This window comes from Pontibacillus halophilus JSM 076056 = DSM 19796, assembly GCF_000425205.1.
Classification (GTDB): domain Bacteria; phylum Bacillota; class Bacilli; order Bacillales; family BH030062; genus Pontibacillus_A; species Pontibacillus_A halophilus.
This window is the reverse complement of sequence record NZ_AULI01000008.1, coordinates 162440-177845: the sequence shown is the minus strand read 5'-3', so window position 1 is coordinate 177845 and position 15406 is coordinate 162440. Positions and strand designations below refer to the sequence as shown.

At 44.6% G+C, this 15406-nt stretch carries 15 protein-coding genes and 1 riboswitch; of the genes, 10 read left to right on the top strand and 5 right to left on the bottom strand.

The genetic code is table 11. The annotated features are described in order from the left end of the window. Positions 1–7: 7 nt before the first annotated feature. A complete protein-coding gene (locus tag H513_RS0109450; RefSeq protein ID WP_026800535.1) occupies positions 8–1000 on the top strand; it encodes an ABC transporter ATP-binding protein in 993 nt (330 codons plus the stop codon). Positions 1001–1015: 15 nt separating this feature from the next. Continuing rightward, entirely contained in the window at positions 1016–1975 is a 960-nt protein-coding gene (locus H513_RS0109445; RefSeq protein ID WP_036769639.1) for an ABC transporter ATP-binding protein, read from the top strand. A gap of 82 nt (positions 1976–2057) precedes the next feature. Here the strand turns inward: H513_RS0109445 and H513_RS0109440 are convergent, their stop codons facing one another. Then, the gene (locus H513_RS0109440) at positions 2058–2267 is read right to left on the bottom strand and encodes a hypothetical protein (RefSeq protein ID WP_026800533.1); all 210 of its coding nucleotides are present in this window, start codon (positions 2265–2267) and stop codon (positions 2058–2060) included. A gap of 172 nt (positions 2268–2439) precedes the next feature. Between H513_RS0109440 and H513_RS0109435 the strand changes: the two genes are divergently transcribed. From H513_RS0109435 to H513_RS0109420, 4 genes are all read left to right on the top strand, one after another. Next, entirely contained in the window at positions 2440–3075 is a 636-nt protein-coding gene (locus H513_RS0109435; protein ID WP_026800532.1) for a hypothetical protein, read from the top strand. Between the two features lies 1 nt (position 3076). Continuing rightward, a complete protein-coding gene (locus H513_RS0109430; RefSeq protein ID WP_026800531.1) occupies positions 3077–3829 on the top strand; it encodes an AAA family ATPase in 753 nt (250 codons plus the stop codon). Positions 3830–3896: 67 nt separating this feature from the next. Next, a complete protein-coding gene (locus tag H513_RS0109425) occupies positions 3897–4826 on the top strand; it encodes an ABC transporter ATP-binding protein (protein WP_026800530.1) in 930 nt (309 codons plus the stop codon). Beyond that, positions 4819–6057: an ABC transporter permease gene (locus H513_RS0109420; RefSeq protein WP_026800529.1), complete on the top strand. Its 1239-nt coding sequence runs from the start codon at positions 4819–4821 to the stop codon at positions 6055–6057. Before H513_RS0109425 ends, H513_RS0109420 begins: the two co-directional genes overlap by 8 nt. A 39-nt stretch (positions 6058–6096) precedes the next feature. Here H513_RS0109420 and H513_RS0109415 read toward each other — a convergent pair whose 3' ends face one another. The 3 genes from H513_RS0109415 to H513_RS0109405 form a co-directional block, all read right to left on the bottom strand. Beyond that, positions 6097–7542 carry a PH domain-containing protein gene (locus H513_RS0109415; RefSeq protein ID WP_026800528.1) on the bottom strand — a complete coding sequence of 482 codons (1446 nt, stop codon included), beginning with the start codon at positions 7540–7542 and terminating at the stop codon, positions 6097–6099. Continuing rightward, the gene (locus H513_RS20865; protein WP_026800527.1) at positions 7539–8015 is read right to left on the bottom strand and encodes a PH domain-containing protein; all 477 of its coding nucleotides are present in this window, start codon (positions 8013–8015) and stop codon (positions 7539–7541) included. Before H513_RS20865 ends, H513_RS0109415 begins: the two co-directional genes overlap by 4 nt. A 118-nt stretch (positions 8016–8133) precedes the next feature. Continuing rightward, the gene (locus H513_RS0109405) at positions 8134–9774 is read right to left on the bottom strand and encodes a methyl-accepting chemotaxis protein (RefSeq protein ID WP_231572087.1); all 1641 of its coding nucleotides are present in this window, start codon (positions 9772–9774) and stop codon (positions 8134–8136) included. A 103-nt stretch (positions 9775–9877) separates the two neighbouring features. After that, positions 9878–9961: riboswitch (cyclic di-GMP riboswitch) on the bottom strand. Positions 9962–10144: 183 nt separating this feature from the next. Here H513_RS0109405 and H513_RS0109400 point away from each other — a divergent pair. The 4 genes from H513_RS0109400 to H513_RS0109385 all read left to right on the top strand — a co-directional run bounded on the left by H513_RS0109400 (position 10145) and on the right by H513_RS0109385 (position 14405). Further along, a complete protein-coding gene (locus tag H513_RS0109400; RefSeq protein WP_051239834.1) occupies positions 10145–11302 on the top strand; it encodes a DEAD/DEAH box helicase in 1158 nt (385 codons plus the stop codon). Between the two features lie 198 nt (positions 11303–11500). After that, entirely contained in the window at positions 11501–12214 is a 714-nt protein-coding gene (locus tag H513_RS19925; protein ID WP_051239832.1) for a hypothetical protein, read from the top strand. Positions 12215–12322: 108 nt separating this feature from the next. Beyond that, the gene (locus tag H513_RS0109390) at positions 12323–13003 is read left to right on the top strand and encodes a response regulator transcription factor (RefSeq protein WP_026800524.1); all 681 of its coding nucleotides are present in this window, start codon (positions 12323–12325) and stop codon (positions 13001–13003) included. Further along, the gene (locus H513_RS0109385) at positions 12993–14405 is read left to right on the top strand and encodes a HAMP domain-containing sensor histidine kinase (protein WP_026800523.1); all 1413 of its coding nucleotides are present in this window, start codon (positions 12993–12995) and stop codon (positions 14403–14405) included. The genes H513_RS0109390 and H513_RS0109385 overlap by 11 nt, the downstream gene beginning before the upstream one ends. A 41-nt stretch (positions 14406–14446) precedes the next feature. Here H513_RS0109385 and H513_RS19920 read toward each other — a convergent pair whose 3' ends face one another. Then, positions 14447–15394 (bottom strand): S41 family peptidase, encoded by a 948-nt coding sequence (locus H513_RS19920; protein WP_051239830.1) that lies wholly within the window; start codon positions 15392–15394, stop codon positions 14447–14449. Positions 15395–15406: the final 12 nt, after the last annotated feature.

Genomic DNA, 15406 nt, shown 5'->3' with positions numbered 1-15406 from the left:
GATCTTTATGTCGAACGTGCTGGAAGTAAAGAACTTACAAGTATCCTTTAAGACGTACGGAGGGGTCGTGCAGGCTGTCAGAGGTGTGGATTTCACCGTTCAGAAAGGAAAGACAGTCGCCATCGTTGGGGAATCTGGTTGTGGGAAGAGTGTTACCGCCAAATCAATCATGCAGTTACTTCCGAAGCCGCCTGCTGAGTATAAAGAAGGTCAAATTCTGTTCAACGGAGAGAACTTGTTAGAGAAGACAGAACGTGATATGCAGAACATTCGTGGCAATGAAATCGGGATGATCTTCCAAGATCCGATGACGTCACTAAACCCGACGACAAAGGTTGGGAAGCAGATTGCAGAAGGCATTTTAAAACATACGAAAGCGACTAAGAAAGAGGCGCACCAACAAGCAATCGACTTGTTGGGGATGGTTGGTATTCCACAACCGGAACGCCGCGTTGAGCAATATCCCCACGAATTCTCTGGAGGGATGAGGCAACGTGCGATGATTGCCATTTCTCTGGCTTGTCAGCCGAAGCTACTCATCGCTGATGAACCGACAACGGCGCTTGATGTAACCATCCAAGCTCAAATCTTGAACTTAATGAAAGACCTTCAAAAACGTACCGGCACATCCATCATTCTAATTACGCACGACCTAGCGGTAGTTGCGGAGACGTGTGATGAGGTTGTTGTTATGTATGCGGGGCAAGTTGTAGAGGCGGGGAAGGTCGATGAGATCTTCGAAAGCCCGCAACATCCATACACACAAGGGCTGTTAAAGTCAGTCCCGTCCCTAGAACAGAATCGAAAAGAACCGTTAAAGCCTATTATCGGGTCACCGCCAGACCTTATGAATCCAGAACCTGGATGTCCGTTCTTTGCTCGGTGTGACTATGCGATGGAAGTATGCCGTCATCATGACCCCGACTTAGAAGTTCGTGGAGGGACCCATAAATCTGCATGCTGGCTACACCATCCGCTTGCGAAGGCAGGGAATGAATAGAAGGGAGGATTGGCTATGACGGAAACGCCACTAGTATCTGTAAAGGATTTGAACAAATATTTCACCGTTGATAAGAAGCAACTGAAAGCCGTAAATGGATTAAATCTTGAAATCTATGAAGGTGAAACGCTCGGCCTTGTTGGAGAGTCTGGGTGTGGGAAATCAACAGCTGGTCGAACCATCCTCCGCTTGTACGAACCGACAAGTGGTGCGGTTGAATTTGAGGGGGAGAATATCCTTACCTACAAGGGAGCGAAATTAAAAGCGCTTCGACGTGATGTTCAGATGATCTTCCAAGACCCGTATGCATCCCTTAATCCAAGAATGACGGTTGAGGATATTATTGGCGAGGCGCTAGACTTGCATAAGCTCGCTAAAGGAAAGAAACGAAAAGAACGAATCTTGGAACTTCTTAAACTCGTTGGGTTAGATTCGGAGCATATTACTCGTTTCCCACACGAGTTTAGTGGGGGGCAGCGACAACGGATTGGGATTGCACGCGCACTTGCGGTAGAACCGAAGTTCATCGTATGTGACGAACCTATTTCAGCATTGGATGTGTCCATTCAAGCCCAGGTTGTTAACCTATTGCAAGATCTACAGAAGCAAATGGGGCTTACGTATTTATTTATTGCCCACGACCTGTCGATGGTTAAATACATCTCGGACCGAATACTCGTCATGTACCTTGGGAATATGGTGGAACTGGCGTCAAGTGATGACCTTCATAACGAACCGCTTCACCCATACACACAGGCGCTTCTTTCTGCGGTGCCTGTCCCAGACCCGAAGCAGAAGGACCGGGAACGTATAGTTGTATCTGGAGATGTACCGAGTCCGTTGAATCCACCAAGTGGATGCGTATTCCGTACACGATGCCCTCACGCGATGGACATTTGTGCGGAAGTTGTCCCACAGTGGCAAGAAGTGAAGGACAATCACTTTGTGGCTTGCCATCTTTATGAAACTGAATAGAAAGGAAGAAGCACTTTTGTGAAGGTCACAAAAGTGCTTTTTTTTAGTTTGCAGTTACATGAATGATAGCTGGTGAAGCGTGTTACAAGAGGTATTGAACTACTTTTTGGTAGCCGAAGGGTAGTACAGAAGTGACACTAACACCAATTGCAATAGAAACCGTTGAATAGAGAACAAACTTTCGAAGCGTTAGTTCCTTCCTCTTATAAGCGATGTTTAATACTCTTATTATATTATAGACGGTCATCACTACGATGATGCTTGAGAAGATACTCATTAACCATACTTCCACTATAGGTCTCCCCCCTCATTTAACATTCTCTACATAGCAGATTTCACTACTTAGAAGCTTCTGTTATACAAATTTTATCATAGGTAGTGGATAAAAAACTTCCAAAAGTAGGATGAAAAATTACTTGTATCCAGTACAATTGGCAATAGAGTGATAAAAAGGAGGAAGCGTGATGAAGCAATGGATGTTGGTGGTGATGGCTTTCATCGTTCTAACTGGTTGCAAAGACGAAGGGCAGACGGAACAATCAACTGAAGAGAGCGAGGAAAAGGGGAGAAAATCCTCACTCGTCATTAAGCCGGCTACATTAACAGACAGAGAGAAAGAGCTAATCACCCAGTTAGGCGGAGACAACCAGACGGTGTTTACAGTCGACGGGAAGCTTCACGGGGAAGACCGACTCGTTCGTACAATTGATGTATACGAGGATGGAGAGAGTCAAGGGTATGCACTTCAGAGTGTAGACCCAGACACAAAGAACTTTAATCAGGCCATCCATTCGTTCCAAACGAGCATAGATGAGGAAGAAATTCATGTAACAGCTGGAAGCCCTGGGTCTACCGCCGGAGCGGTGAACTTTCTTTCAGAAGGATTGAGTGGGTTTGGGTATATGGACTTTACGGATAAACTGACGCTTCACACGGGAGAAACAGTGTATCTTGCGTATTTGGTTGGTACGAAGGACAACTCGTTAAGGACAACGACGCTCGAGACGACGAAGTTACCAGAGGAAGTTAAAGAAGCAGATTATGCGGTTGTCTATTCCCTAACAATAGGAGAAGAAGAGGATCTAAAGGAGATTGAGTGATATGCGTTTAACAGATGATACAGCTTTTTTGAAGCAAGTAACGAAGAAAGAAGGGGTTGTGGGAGATTCTTTCCCACTTAATTTACCCGCAGTGAGAAGGTTAGAGACGTTACATTTCCATCCTAATGTAACCTATATCGTTGGTGAGAATGGAATGGGGAAATCGACATTGTTAGAAGCGTTGGCAGTTGGGCTCGGATTTAACCCAGAAGGAGGCTCAATGAACTTCTCCTTCTCAAACTATGACTCTCACTCTAATTTACATGAGTCGATTCGTATTGGGAGAGGGGCACAACGACCGAGAGACGGGTTCTTCTTTCGAGCAGAGACGTTCTACAACGTGGCAACTCATATTGAAGCGCTCGATGCATCTTCGGAACCTGGGCCCCGTGTGATTGATTCATACGGAGGAACTTCTCTACATGAACAGTCTCACGGAGAATCATTCTTTGCTGCCTTTATGAATCGTTTCGGGGGCAAGGGGCTTTATATTCTTGATGAACCAGAGGCAGCATTAAGTCCATTACGCCAGTTGTCGATGCTTTCTCGGATTCATGACCTCGTTCAGGATGGTTCGCAATTTGTGATTTCAACTCATGCTCCAATCCTTATGGCCTATCCAAACTCAAGGATGATTCAGTTGACCTCTGAAGGTATGAGTGAAGTTAGGATAGAAGAGACAGAACACTACGTTATTATGAAGCAGTTCTTTGACGACCGAGAGCGGATGTTGCATCATCTCTTTCAATCATAAGGAAATTGCTGAAACATTTTCCATGTGGAATCGTATAAACCAATTAAGAAGATAAAGGAGGAGCATGATGGAAGATATCGTATTAAGCGTTAAAGGATTGGGAAAATCCTTTAAAGAGAACCGAATTGTAGAAGAGCTTTCCTTTGATGTGAAGAAAGGCGAGATTATGGCGATTTTAGGCCCGAATGGAGCTGGGAAATCAACAACGATCCGAAATATCATGGGCATCTTGCGCCCTGATGAAGGTACAATCACCTATCACGGTTATGATTCTATACCAAAGCATCGGATTGGATACTTGCCTGAAGAACGAGGACTGTACAAAAATGTGAAGCTCATGGATATTTTCTTATACTTTGCGGATCTGAAAGAGTACCCAAGAAAGAAAGCGAGAGCGAGAGCGCTTGAATACTTACAAAAGCTTGGACTTGAGGGGAAAGAGAATACAAAAGTAGAAGAACTATCAAAAGGAATGGCGCAAAAGGCGCAATTTATCGTGTCCATCATCCATGAACCTGATTTATTGATCCTTGATGAGCCTTTTTCTGGTCTCGACCCAGTGAGCCAAGATCTAATAATGAATGAAATCCGAGAGCTTGCGAATGAAGGGACGGCCATTTTACTATCCGCCCACCAAATGAACTTAGTGGAGAAATTAGTGGATGAACTGTATTTAATACATAAGGGCAAGCGTGTCATTCAAGGCGGGATGAACGAAGTGAAAGAGGAATACGCAAACTATAAATGTACGATTAAAGGAGAGAATAAAGCTACGAAATTTGAGGAAATCCCATTCGTACAAAGAGTGGAGCAACAGTATGATTACACTGTTCTTCACTTAGGGAAAGAGGTTGTGCCCGCTCAATGGATTCACCATCTTCCATCGGACATTATCATGGAAGAGTTATCCATTGACCGCATTTCCTTGCATGAGATCTTCGTCGCGATTGCTACTGAGAAAGAATTGATGCCAGTCGGAGGTGATCTTGATGCGTAACACGCTTAAAGTAGCGAAGTGGGAATATAAACGGAACGTGATGAACAAGTCCTTCTTCATTTCATTGTTGCTGACTCCAGCCATCTTCATCTTCTTCGCAGTTGTACCTAGTTTATTTGGTGGGTCTGACGAAGCGGAAAGTGAAACGATGACGGTGTATGTGGAAGATGCGGTTGGACTCTTGCCTGAGGTGAGAGCGTATGTGGAAGAAGCGTCTGGATTGGGCTGGGAATTGAAAGATGCTGCTAAAGCTGATGTCGATGTAGCACAGGTGAACGAAGAGCCGTATTCCGCGTACCTTTCAATAACAGAACATAGCATTGAGACTGGGATTGTGGAAGTTTATAGTCACGATGAGGTAACTGATGGATTTAGAAGTCAATTGCAGTTATTAAGTCAGCCAATTAAAGCGTACCAGATGAACCAGCTTGGTTTAACTGAGGAACAGCTTGAACTTGCCTCAACTGATATTTCATTTAAGACGGTTGAAGGGGCAAGCACAGATGGGGGGACTGAGGAAGCTGCCTCCGCTGATGGTGAGAACGTAGAAGGATTTATTCCAGGTGCCTTTGCCCTCATCCTGTTCTTTGCCGTCGTCTTTACGAGCGTGATGATCTTCCAAAGTGCGTCTTCTGAGAAGAAGGAGAAAGTTTCAGAGATCGTTCTTTCTTCTATGAAGCCTTCTGATTTGATGCAAGGGAAAATTGTCGGTTACTTCTGGTTAGGTCTCACCCAAGTAGGGGTGTGGCTTGGTGTCGGGGTTCCACTTGTTGCTTGGCGAATCGATGAGATTCCAATCTATGAGTATTTGTTTGTTCCATCTTTACTCATTCTTGTCATTGTTGCCTTGCTTGGATACTTCTTATTTGCAGCGTTATTTGCTGGGTTTGGAGCAACTGTCGAGGATTTGAATTCAGCGAGTAATTTCCAAGGAGTCATCATGATGCTTCCGTTTCTATCCTTTATCTTTATAGGGCCTGTGTTGAATGACCCGAATGGGCTCCTAGCAAAGGTTGGATCGTTTATCCCGTTCACTTCGCCTGCGGTTCTAATTATGAGAATGGCAATCTTAGAGGAATGGCCATGGATTGAATTTGGCCTTGCTTTTGTTCTTCTCGTTGGTAGTGTATGGGCGATGGTGAAGATTGCTGGGAAGATCTTTGAAGTCGGAATTCTTATGTATGGAAAGAACGCAACACCTAAAGAAATATGGAAGTGGCTTCGCGCTTAACATGAGAACAGCCTATCTACAAGTAGATAGGCTGTTCTTTTAGTCGCGCTGCATGAATGAGATGAGATGTGGGTGAAGATTCGGGTCTAATTCATTCGCGTTGTACATCATCGACACTTTGTCCGTGGCGACACTGATTTGATAGGAAGCAAGGTTCCGACGCCGCTGAAAGAAGGATTCTGTTCTGTCAATGGATTGTAGGCCAGGCCACGGAATGACCACCATTTCTTTCTGGATCAAGCGGCTAGAGGTGACAATCTTATCTTCCACCGTTCCAATTCCGTTGTCTCTAAAGCGGAGCTCAGATAAGTACAGAAGGAATGGTGTAGCAATGAGAAGCCACCATAATGGAGACCAGAAAAATCCTGCTACAGCTGGAATAAGTAAAGGAAGAAATGCCCCTCTGTTATAAAATCGAATACGTGCACGGCTAGGAGAGTGAGACAGGGTAGGTTGAACATAGAATTCTGGTACGAGCCGCTGAATCAACTCCCACGTTTCCTTCCTTCTCACTAATGGGAGGAGTACAGTTTCATTCAATCCTTCCGATGAATGATCATAGCCGATGCTATCAAAGGCAACAGAGTTGAAACCAAGCCATCTACGAACGATGCCTTCCTGTATACGAATGGCTTGAATCCGACTTACTTCCAGTGCAATGTGTCTAGTTGTCCATAGTCCGTAACTCATGTATAGTTTGTCTCCGTCTCGTTTCACTGTGAAATTAGCGTATCGCAAGCTGACAATGATAGTTCCAAACACCCAAGCTCCTAATACCGAAATGAGTAAGATTGGGAGGAGAAACAACGGACTGAGCGCTAATATTGCTCCATAGGAGAATTCTTCAGCAGATAATGGGAGATTCAACCCGAATGAATAGAAAGCAAAGTCATAGATTCGATTTAAACTTGATAGAATTAGGATTAACCCCGCATAGAACGAATTAGAGGTCGCACTCATCACAATCACGTAGGACCATGGAAGGCGATAGTCTACAGTATTCTTCTCCGGCGATTCTTCTACTACAACGTGTTCTTCCTCATTTGTAAGTTCAATGTTGTCTGCATAGTTTAAAATCGTGTTCTCCATTTCCTGAGCAGTTGTGTGCTTCAAAGTCAACGAAGCACTCGTTTCCATATTGCCTGCTGTTTCGATATGTAAAGATGTAAGGTTAAAGAGTCTTAACAGTGGGTTGGATTGATAGTGAACACCTGAGATCTTAACATATGGGAACGTCTCGACTTTCTTCGAGAAAACGCCTTTATAAACGGTCAAGTCTTCCGTGTCTAAATCGTATCGTAAGAAATACCAGTGTAAGAAGCCAAGCAAGGCCCCGAGTATGAACCAACCTATTATAAAGAGGGATGGAAATAACCATTCTCCATCTAACACATCTTGGAAAATTGCGATAAAGATAAAGATACCTAAGTTTCGAACGAATTTAAAGCCGTGCTGAGCAATGGCGAAAGGATGCTGACGAGTCAATATTCTTCCCTCGCTCTCGCTAAGTTAATAACGGCGTCTTTGACGGTATCAGCCTGAGCCTTCGTCATGGCAGGAATAGTATACGTACTTCCCGCGGTATAAAACGATAGGTTGGCAAGGTTATAGAACCGTAGCAACGGACCGCGCTCAACCGTCGCGTGTTGAATTCGGAACATGGGGATGGTGATGAGTTCCTTCGTCCAAACGCCTCTATGCACGACAATACGATCTTCTTGGATGTCGTACCAGAGGTGAATCTGGTATTGATGTGCATACCAGCCTACTTTATAGATTCCGTGTAGTACGACTAGGATGTAGAGTGGAATACTATACCATAAAGCCAAATCAAAGATGTTAAGGAGAATCGTTCCGCCGATCGTCAAAGCTAGGAGAATCATGCTTGTAATCGAGTAACTGAGTCGAAAATAGGAAGTAGCTGCTTTCGTTAAAGTTTGTTTCCGGTGGTCTTCCATAGGACGCTCCTCTCTTGTTCGCATTCTCTTGTTATTGTACCAATAGAAGGGGGAATATGGAATGAAAGGAAAACAATTAAAAAACCGAGCCGGAATCCGACTCGGTAAGAGAAAAGAATTAAATCTGGTAGTTACGCACTTCAAGATTCAGCTGTTCAGCTAGCTTGGCCAATTCACTAGCGCTCATGGACACTTCTTCCATAGAACTGCTTGACTGTTGGGCAGAAGCGGCAGCTTGTTCGACGCCTGCTGCAGACTCTTCTGAAACAGAAGCAATTTCCTGTACAGACTGATTCATCGTGTTCGTCTTCGTCATAATATCGTCTATACCCGTAGACATCGTTTCAAGACGTGATCCCATATCTTGAACAGACTGACGAATTTGCTGGAAGGTTTCACCCGTAACAGCAATTTGCTTCGAGCCTTCATCGACTTCTTCATACCCGCTTGTCAAAGAAGTGACAAGGTTGTTTGTATCCTTCGTAATGTTCCCGACGATTGAAGTAATCTCACCAACTGAGTTCGAGACTTGTTCTGCAAGCTTACGAACTTCATCTGCAACTACAGCAAAGCCTTTTCCTTGTTCACCTGCTCGTGCAGCTTCAATGGCAGCGTTCAGGGCAAGAAGATTTGTTTGCTCTGCAATGTCATTAATGACTTGAATCAGCTTAGAAATTTGCTGCGTTTGTTTATCTAATTCTTGCACTTTCGTTACAGAATCTTGCATCACGACATTAATGGAATCCATGTGTGAGACAGAAGCATTCATAAGGTTGCTCCCTTTCTCTGTAATGGAAAGAACGGAGGTAGACGTTTCAGAAATCTCGCGTCCGTTTTCAGCCATGGCACCAATGGTTTCAGTGAATGTCTCCATCATTTCATTTAAGTTCGTTGCGCTTGTCGCTTGCGACTCAGCACCAGAAGAAAGTTCTTGCATCGTAGACGCAATCTGCTCGCTTCCTTCACGCACTTCATTGGACGATTGAGTTAACTCTTCACTTTGAGCAGACACAGAATCACTTGCTAGGGAGACGTTACGAATCAAACCTCGTAAGCTCTCTTTCATTTCTTGCGTCGTTCGTGATAGTTTACCAATTTCGTTCGGCATGTCTTCTGTTAAATCAATCGTTAAGTTCCCATCAGCAACTTCACGCATCTTATCTTCCATACGAGCAATCGGTTTTGTGATGCGTCGAGAAGTGAGGTACGTAATTCCAACTGAAAGCAGTAGCACGACTGCGATAATCATTAGTGTGTTCACAAGAACAGGAGTAGCTGCTTTGGCAAGCTCTGAATCTGACACGGTACCGATAATTAACCAACCTGTCGAGGGGTTGAATGTATATCCAAGTGTCTTTTGATCGCCTTGATATGTATAGTGAACAACACCTGAATCTTTACCATCTTCTATAATCTTCTTGTAGTAAAGTTCTTCGGTACTGCTGTCTCCAACTAAATCGGAGTTAGGGTGGTAAAGCCAACTCCCGTTCTCATCAAGAAGAACGGCATAACCCGTGTCCCCGAATTGAATATCTCCCATAACAGGAACAACTTCTCGTTTATCCAATCCAGCTTCAATCGAGTTGCTAATGACTTGTGTCTGCTCCTGCATCGCCTTAGACAACTCTTCGTTCGTGACTTTCATTGTCGACATAAAACTACCAATCCCGATGACGATTCCGGCAATTGTAATTAAGGATAGGAATGGGATTAAGATTTGACGTTGCAACGACTTGTTAAAAAAGTTTGCTTTCTTCATAATGGTTCCCTCCAACTCTGTGATAGGGCAACTAGGTCTAATGTCTCGGTGTTCTCACAACATCACAAAAAAATCCCACCAGAATAGGGAGGGGACAATGACGGAGTGCAACCCGGCGACCTTAGTTTCCTACTTTAGGCCCGTGGCTTTGCGTCCTTACCTTTCGATAAGTTTGCCCATTATATAGTTCTTATGAATGAGTACTTTACTAGTATACTTGAGGCTTTTCATGGAAACAAGACCAATAAGATGTAAATTATGTTAAGGATGTGAACAGAACTGATTAAAGAATGGTGCCCTATCTCCAAAGGACAAAATGGGCTATAATACAAGGTAGAAGAAATACTTAGTGTAGAAAGGAATTCACACATTGGAATCTAAACAACAATTTTTAACAGACTGGGGTTATGAACGAGACGTTCAACCTTTTATATATGAAGCGTGGGAGAAAGCGGGCTTTGAAACGGCAACATCTGTGCAACAGCAAAGTTCGCCAATTATCCAATCTGGAGACGATTTAATTGCAGAAGCTCCTACTGGAAGCGGGAAGACACTTGCCTATTTACTGCCTGTTCTTCAGAAGATTGACCCAGAGAAGAAGCATGTACAGGCCCTAATCCTTGCCTCCTCACATGAATTGGTTATGCAAATCCATGAGCAAATTCAAAAGTGGAGTACAGGAAGCGGCTACTCAAGTGCCACACTGATTGGTGGGGCAAATGTAAAGCGTCAAATTGAGAAGCTGAAGAAGAAGCCGAAGATTGTCGTAGGGACGCCAGGTCGTGTACAGGAGCTAATTAATCAGAAGAAGTTGAAAATGCATGAAGTGCAGACGCTTATATTTGACGAAGCCGATCAACTGATGGTGCCTGAGCACAAAGAGACGATCTATTCCATACTGAAGAGTGCGCAGAGTGAAACGCAAATTCTGCTGTTCTCGGCTACGTTGCCACAGGAAGTAGCTGAAGACGCACAATCCTTTATGAAGCAGCCGAAAGTCGTTCGCGTAAGTCGTGACGAAGTAGAGACACCACACGTTGACCATATTTACTTCTTGGCAGAAGAGCGGGAGAAGATTGATTTACTTCGTAAAATTGTTCGTGGAACAGAGAAGAAGACACTTGCCTTTACGAACCACATTGACAAAGTGCTTGAAATGGCAGAGAAGCTTCAATATAAAAAGGTCGCAGTTGACGCGATTCACCGTGAATCGAAGAAAGACGAGCGTGCGAACGCAATTAAGAACTTACGGACAGGCAAGAGCGAGGCTCTAATCGCAACCGATATTGCAGCACGTGGCCTTGATATTCCAGACCTTCCGCAAGTCGTGAATCTGGACATCCCGACTGATGTCACTCAGTACATTCATCGCTCAGGCCGTACAGGTAGACTTGGCTCCAATACAGAAGGAACTGTAATCTCTATCGTTACACCAAGAGAAGAGAAAGAACTGAAACGATACTGTAAACAACTAAACGTACCACTAACAAAGAAAATCATCCGCAAAGGCCAAATCATCGACGCCTAGCGCGGGACAGGGGGACAGGTAAACTGTCCCTCTTTTTTGTGTTTAAGTAGTTCATGCGGAAATGAGTGTGTGAGTGGGGAGGGTGGGACAAAACAACTGTCCCCCTGTCCCAGACTGACATGTTCCTGACACATTGGCTCTTTATGATGTAGATATACGGTACATGTTACCGGCATAAATAAAGGAGCTGATGTAAGAATGGGTATGAAACGATCTTCGAAAGTAATGGCAGGTATTGTGGCGACGGCGCTGCTTGTTCCAACGGTAGCCTTTGCGTCAACGAATGGCGCTGATACAAATGAGGGTGCCAATACGACTGAGCAACAAGAGAGTGTGTGGAAGTCAGAAGCAAAGTCGATTTTTGAACAGGTGAAATCGGGGGACTTGTCTAGAGAAGAGGCGAAAGAGCAACTTCAAGCGATAAAGGAAGCCTATGGCGTTGAGGGTCAGGCTAAACAACAAGGTGTCAAAGATTTAGATGAAGATACAAAACAAAAACTTCAGGAAATCAAAGCTCAAGTGGATGCGGGTGAACTTACGAGAGAAGAAGCAAAGGCTGAAATAGAAGAGTTGGGGCTTGAAGCGGGTCACTTTACTAAAGGAAAGCATGTAAGGGAAAAAGTTTACGAAAGTCTAGATGAAGAGACAATAGCGCAGCTAGAAGAGATTAAAGCTCAAGTAGAAGCAGGCGAACTTACGAAGGAAGAAGCGAAAACGCAACTACAAACGCTAGGAATCAACCCACCTGAGCGCAATGGGAAGCGCGCAATTAAGAAAGGGTTCCAACAGCTTGATGAAGAAACAAGAGAGCAGTTAACGGAAATTCGTGAATCAGTGAAAGATGGAGAGCTGACCAAGGAGGAAGCGAAGGAGCAAGTAGAGTCATTAAACCTTCCTGAATCTATCAGATAAAGAAAGAAAGTGTGACCTCGCTGGAGAGGTCACACTTTCTTTCGTCATTCTTATTCAATTAGTAGGGTGTCATCCTTTATAGTAAAGAGACTAGGATTGGAAAGAGGGATACGGATGATCTGGATTGTGGAAGACGAACAGGCAATCTCCCGCGTTTTACAAGTCTATCTTCGAAAAGAAGGCTTTGAAACACGAATCATAGAACGTGGTGATGAAGTGGTGAAGCTACTCCGAGAAGGGCTTCCTACGCTTATATTACTCGATGTGATGCTTCCTGAGGTGAGCGGTTGGGAGGTTTTAGAGCACATTCGCAAGCGGAGTAGTTGTCCGGTTATTATGCTAACAGCGCTCAGCGATGTACCCTACCGCATAAAGGGATTAAATGGTGGGGCAGACGATTTTGTTCCAAAGCCGTTTGACCCAAATGAAGTGGTCGCAAGGGTAAAGACGGTACTTCGGCGCCAGATGGGTTGGCGAGTTGATGAGAATGTTCTGCAATATGGGCAGCTTACGATTCATGAAGATGCTCACAAGGTCTGTCTATCTGGTGAAGAATTGGCGCTAACCCCTCGAGATTTGTCGTTGCTCCTATTTCTTGGCAAGCATCCGAATCAGACGTTTACAAGGGAGCAACTCATTGAACAGGTTTGGGGGATGGATTTTGACGGGAGTGACCGAGCCGTTGACCTTTCCATTAAGCGAATTCGTCGGGAATTAACAGATTGGTCAGTAGAAGAAGGTCATATTAAAACTATTCGCAGATTGGGGTATCAGCTTTGTGTCGAATAAATCGAAAAAGACAACGTTGCTTCGCTATTGGACGTCAAGATACGTCGCCGCCCTGCTCGTAGGACTCCTCATCATTGGTCTAATCTCAACATTTTGGATTCGCCAGCAAACCCTTGATGAGCGCTTGAACGTCATGGAATTACTGTCAACGGAACTCGCAGATCGAATTGTTGCAACCAACGGGCGTGCGGCGGTAAATCCAACGACAGAGAAGATAATCGAGAAGCGTGTGGGCATGTTACGATTTAACACTCCGCCATCCGTGTTCGTTGTTAATAGAGAGGGAATGATTCTTTTCCCGAATGCGAAGTTGCCTTTTGCAAAAAATGAGAAACTTCCCCAATCGTTGATTGCCTCTGATGAAACCATTTCAAAAGTGGATTTTGCAGGGAAAGAGGGCACAACCTTTGTCGTAAAGACCCCAATACATGTAAACAATTCAACGGTCGGGTATGTGCTTGTGATGCAAAATAGGGAAGAGCTTGTGCATGTAGACCGTGAGTATGGACTTGTAGCAATCTTGTTATTATTTTTAGGAGTGTCAGGTTGGGCGTGTATTTACTATCTATCTCGTAAAGTGGTCAAACCGATTAAAGATGTGGCCTCTGCGGCGAGAGAAATTGAGCAAGGGAACTATGATATCGAGTTGCCTGTTGACCCAAAAGAGAAAGAAGTGTCTGAGCTTGTTGATTCCTTCCAACACATGTCAGAGCGCCTTCAGCATTTAGAACAGCTAAGGACGGAGTTACTTGCAGGTGTAACACATGAGTTGAAAACACCAGTAGCCTCTATTAGCGGTCTAGTTCAAGCTGTGAAAGATGGGGTTGTGAAAGAGGACGAGGCAGATGAGTTTCTCCAAATTTCGTTGGCTGAAATTAGACGTCTTCAAACGATGGTGGAGGACTTAATGGACTTCAACTCGTTTCTAAGCGGGGAGCTCTCAGTTCAGCTTGATTGGCACCCGTTACACAGTATCCTCCAAGAAACTGTTTATCAATGGAACCTAGTCCAAAAAGAAGACAGGATTACGCTGCAAGTTGAAGAAATCGATTCTTCTCTGACTGTATATGTCGATCCCTATCGAATGAAACAAATCCTGTTCAACCTATTTAACAACGCACAACAAGCTATAGAAGGTGCAGGTACCATTGTTGTTCGCTTACAGCGTGGTGATCAAAACGAAATTATTGAGGTTCTTGACACAGGGAAAGGAATTAAAGAGGAAGAGCAAATGCTGATCTTTGAACGATTCTACCGAGGGAGCCAGAAGAAAATGACCCAGCGGGGATTAGGTATCGGACTGCCTCTTAGTAAACTGCTCGCCCAAGCACAAGGTGGCGACCTAACGCTAGGGCACAGCACACCAGAAGGAACCACCTTCGCCCTTCATCTCCCACGGTAGGTAGGACAGAGGGACAAGGAATCTGTCCCTCTGTCCCGCCGTTATCCCTTCAGATAGTCCATCGCTCGTTCTAAATCTATGTCGTGGTCAATGTGTAGCGGTGTCCAAGGGATATGAATGTGGGGGAGAATCCCAATTCCGGTCATGCCTCGTCCTTCATCAATACGCCTAAGACGTGACGTTGGATAATGGAATTCAAAGCCTTCTTCCCATTCAACGGACGCTAGGTTTGCGTAATCGTTTAATCCTTTCGTTGCGCGCCCCATAACCGTTACCTTCTTTGAGCGTTTAGCATAATCTACGAATGTGTCTCCGGAGCTTCCGCATGTAACGTCTGCTAGCAATACCACCTTGCTTGGAATTGGCATGCCTGTTATTACGGTGGATTCAAATAAAGAGGAGAAGTCAAAGGGAACCAATCCTTCTCCGCGGTGTTCTTTCCAGAGCTGATTTATGTAAGTAAGGATTCGTCGTGTTTCATTGTCGTTTGTAGTCTTTAATTCTTCCTCGAATTGTTTGATTTGTCTGTCTGCATTGACCTCTGTACATTGGAACCACATTTCTTCCCCGTCATAAAGGTCGACTCCTTCTTCATGGAAGAGGTAAGGGAGTAGGGGGTAGAAGCTTGTATCATTGCCTCCGTTGTTTACTCGAACATCGACAATCCATTTCTTGTAGTCACAGAGCCAGTCTTCCCCTTCCTCCATCATACGGAGTAGATCATCCGTAGATTCAAAGTCTGTCATCTCTATATAGAGGACCTCATCACTTATCGGTTTTATAGAATGTATTGGCTGATAGGGCGGACGGTCGAATGTCTGTAAATCTAGCGTGAACCGAATCCCCTCGGCGTTGAGAACAGAAGCGGATGAATACTCTGGCATAACCTCATTCCATTCCTCCCGTTCATGTTCTTGCTCCAACTGAAGAAAAGGGTGGCTCTGGCGGATTTCTGGTATTCTCTGCCCGTCTAAACTATCGATGGACATGCCTGATGTGAC

What these genes read in the sequence shown, in the direction of transcription:
- H513_RS0109450 (WP_026800535.1), top strand. Translation starts at nt 8, where the DNA reads ATGTCGAACGTGCTGGAAGTAAAGAACTTACAAGTATCCTTTAAGACG.
- H513_RS0109445 (WP_036769639.1), top strand. Translation starts at nt 1,016, where the DNA reads ATGACGGAAACGCCACTAGTATCTGTAAAGGATTTGAACAAATATTTC.
- H513_RS0109435 (WP_026800532.1), top strand. Translation starts at nt 2,440, where the DNA reads ATGAAGCAATGGATGTTGGTGGTGATGGCTTTCATCGTTCTAACTGGT.
- H513_RS0109430 (WP_026800531.1), top strand. Translation starts at nt 3,077, where the DNA reads ATGCGTTTAACAGATGATACAGCTTTTTTGAAGCAAGTAACGAAGAAA.
- H513_RS0109425 (WP_026800530.1), top strand. Translation starts at nt 3,897, where the DNA reads ATGGAAGATATCGTATTAAGCGTTAAAGGATTGGGAAAATCCTTTAAA.
- H513_RS0109420 (WP_026800529.1), top strand. Translation starts at nt 4,819, where the DNA reads ATGCGTAACACGCTTAAAGTAGCGAAGTGGGAATATAAACGGAACGTG.
- H513_RS20865 (WP_026800527.1), bottom strand. Translation starts at nt 8,015, where the DNA reads ATGGAAGACCACCGGAAACAAACTTTAACGAAAGCAGCTACTTCCTAT.
- H513_RS0109405 (WP_231572087.1), bottom strand. Translation starts at nt 9,774, where the DNA reads ATGAAGAAAGCAAACTTTTTTAACAAGTCGTTGCAACGTCAAATCTTA.
- H513_RS19925 (WP_051239832.1), top strand. Translation starts at nt 11,501, where the DNA reads ATGGGTATGAAACGATCTTCGAAAGTAATGGCAGGTATTGTGGCGACG.
- H513_RS19920 (WP_051239830.1), bottom strand. Translation starts at nt 15,394, where the DNA reads ATGTCCATCGATAGTTTAGACGGGCAGAGAATACCAGAAATCCGCCAG.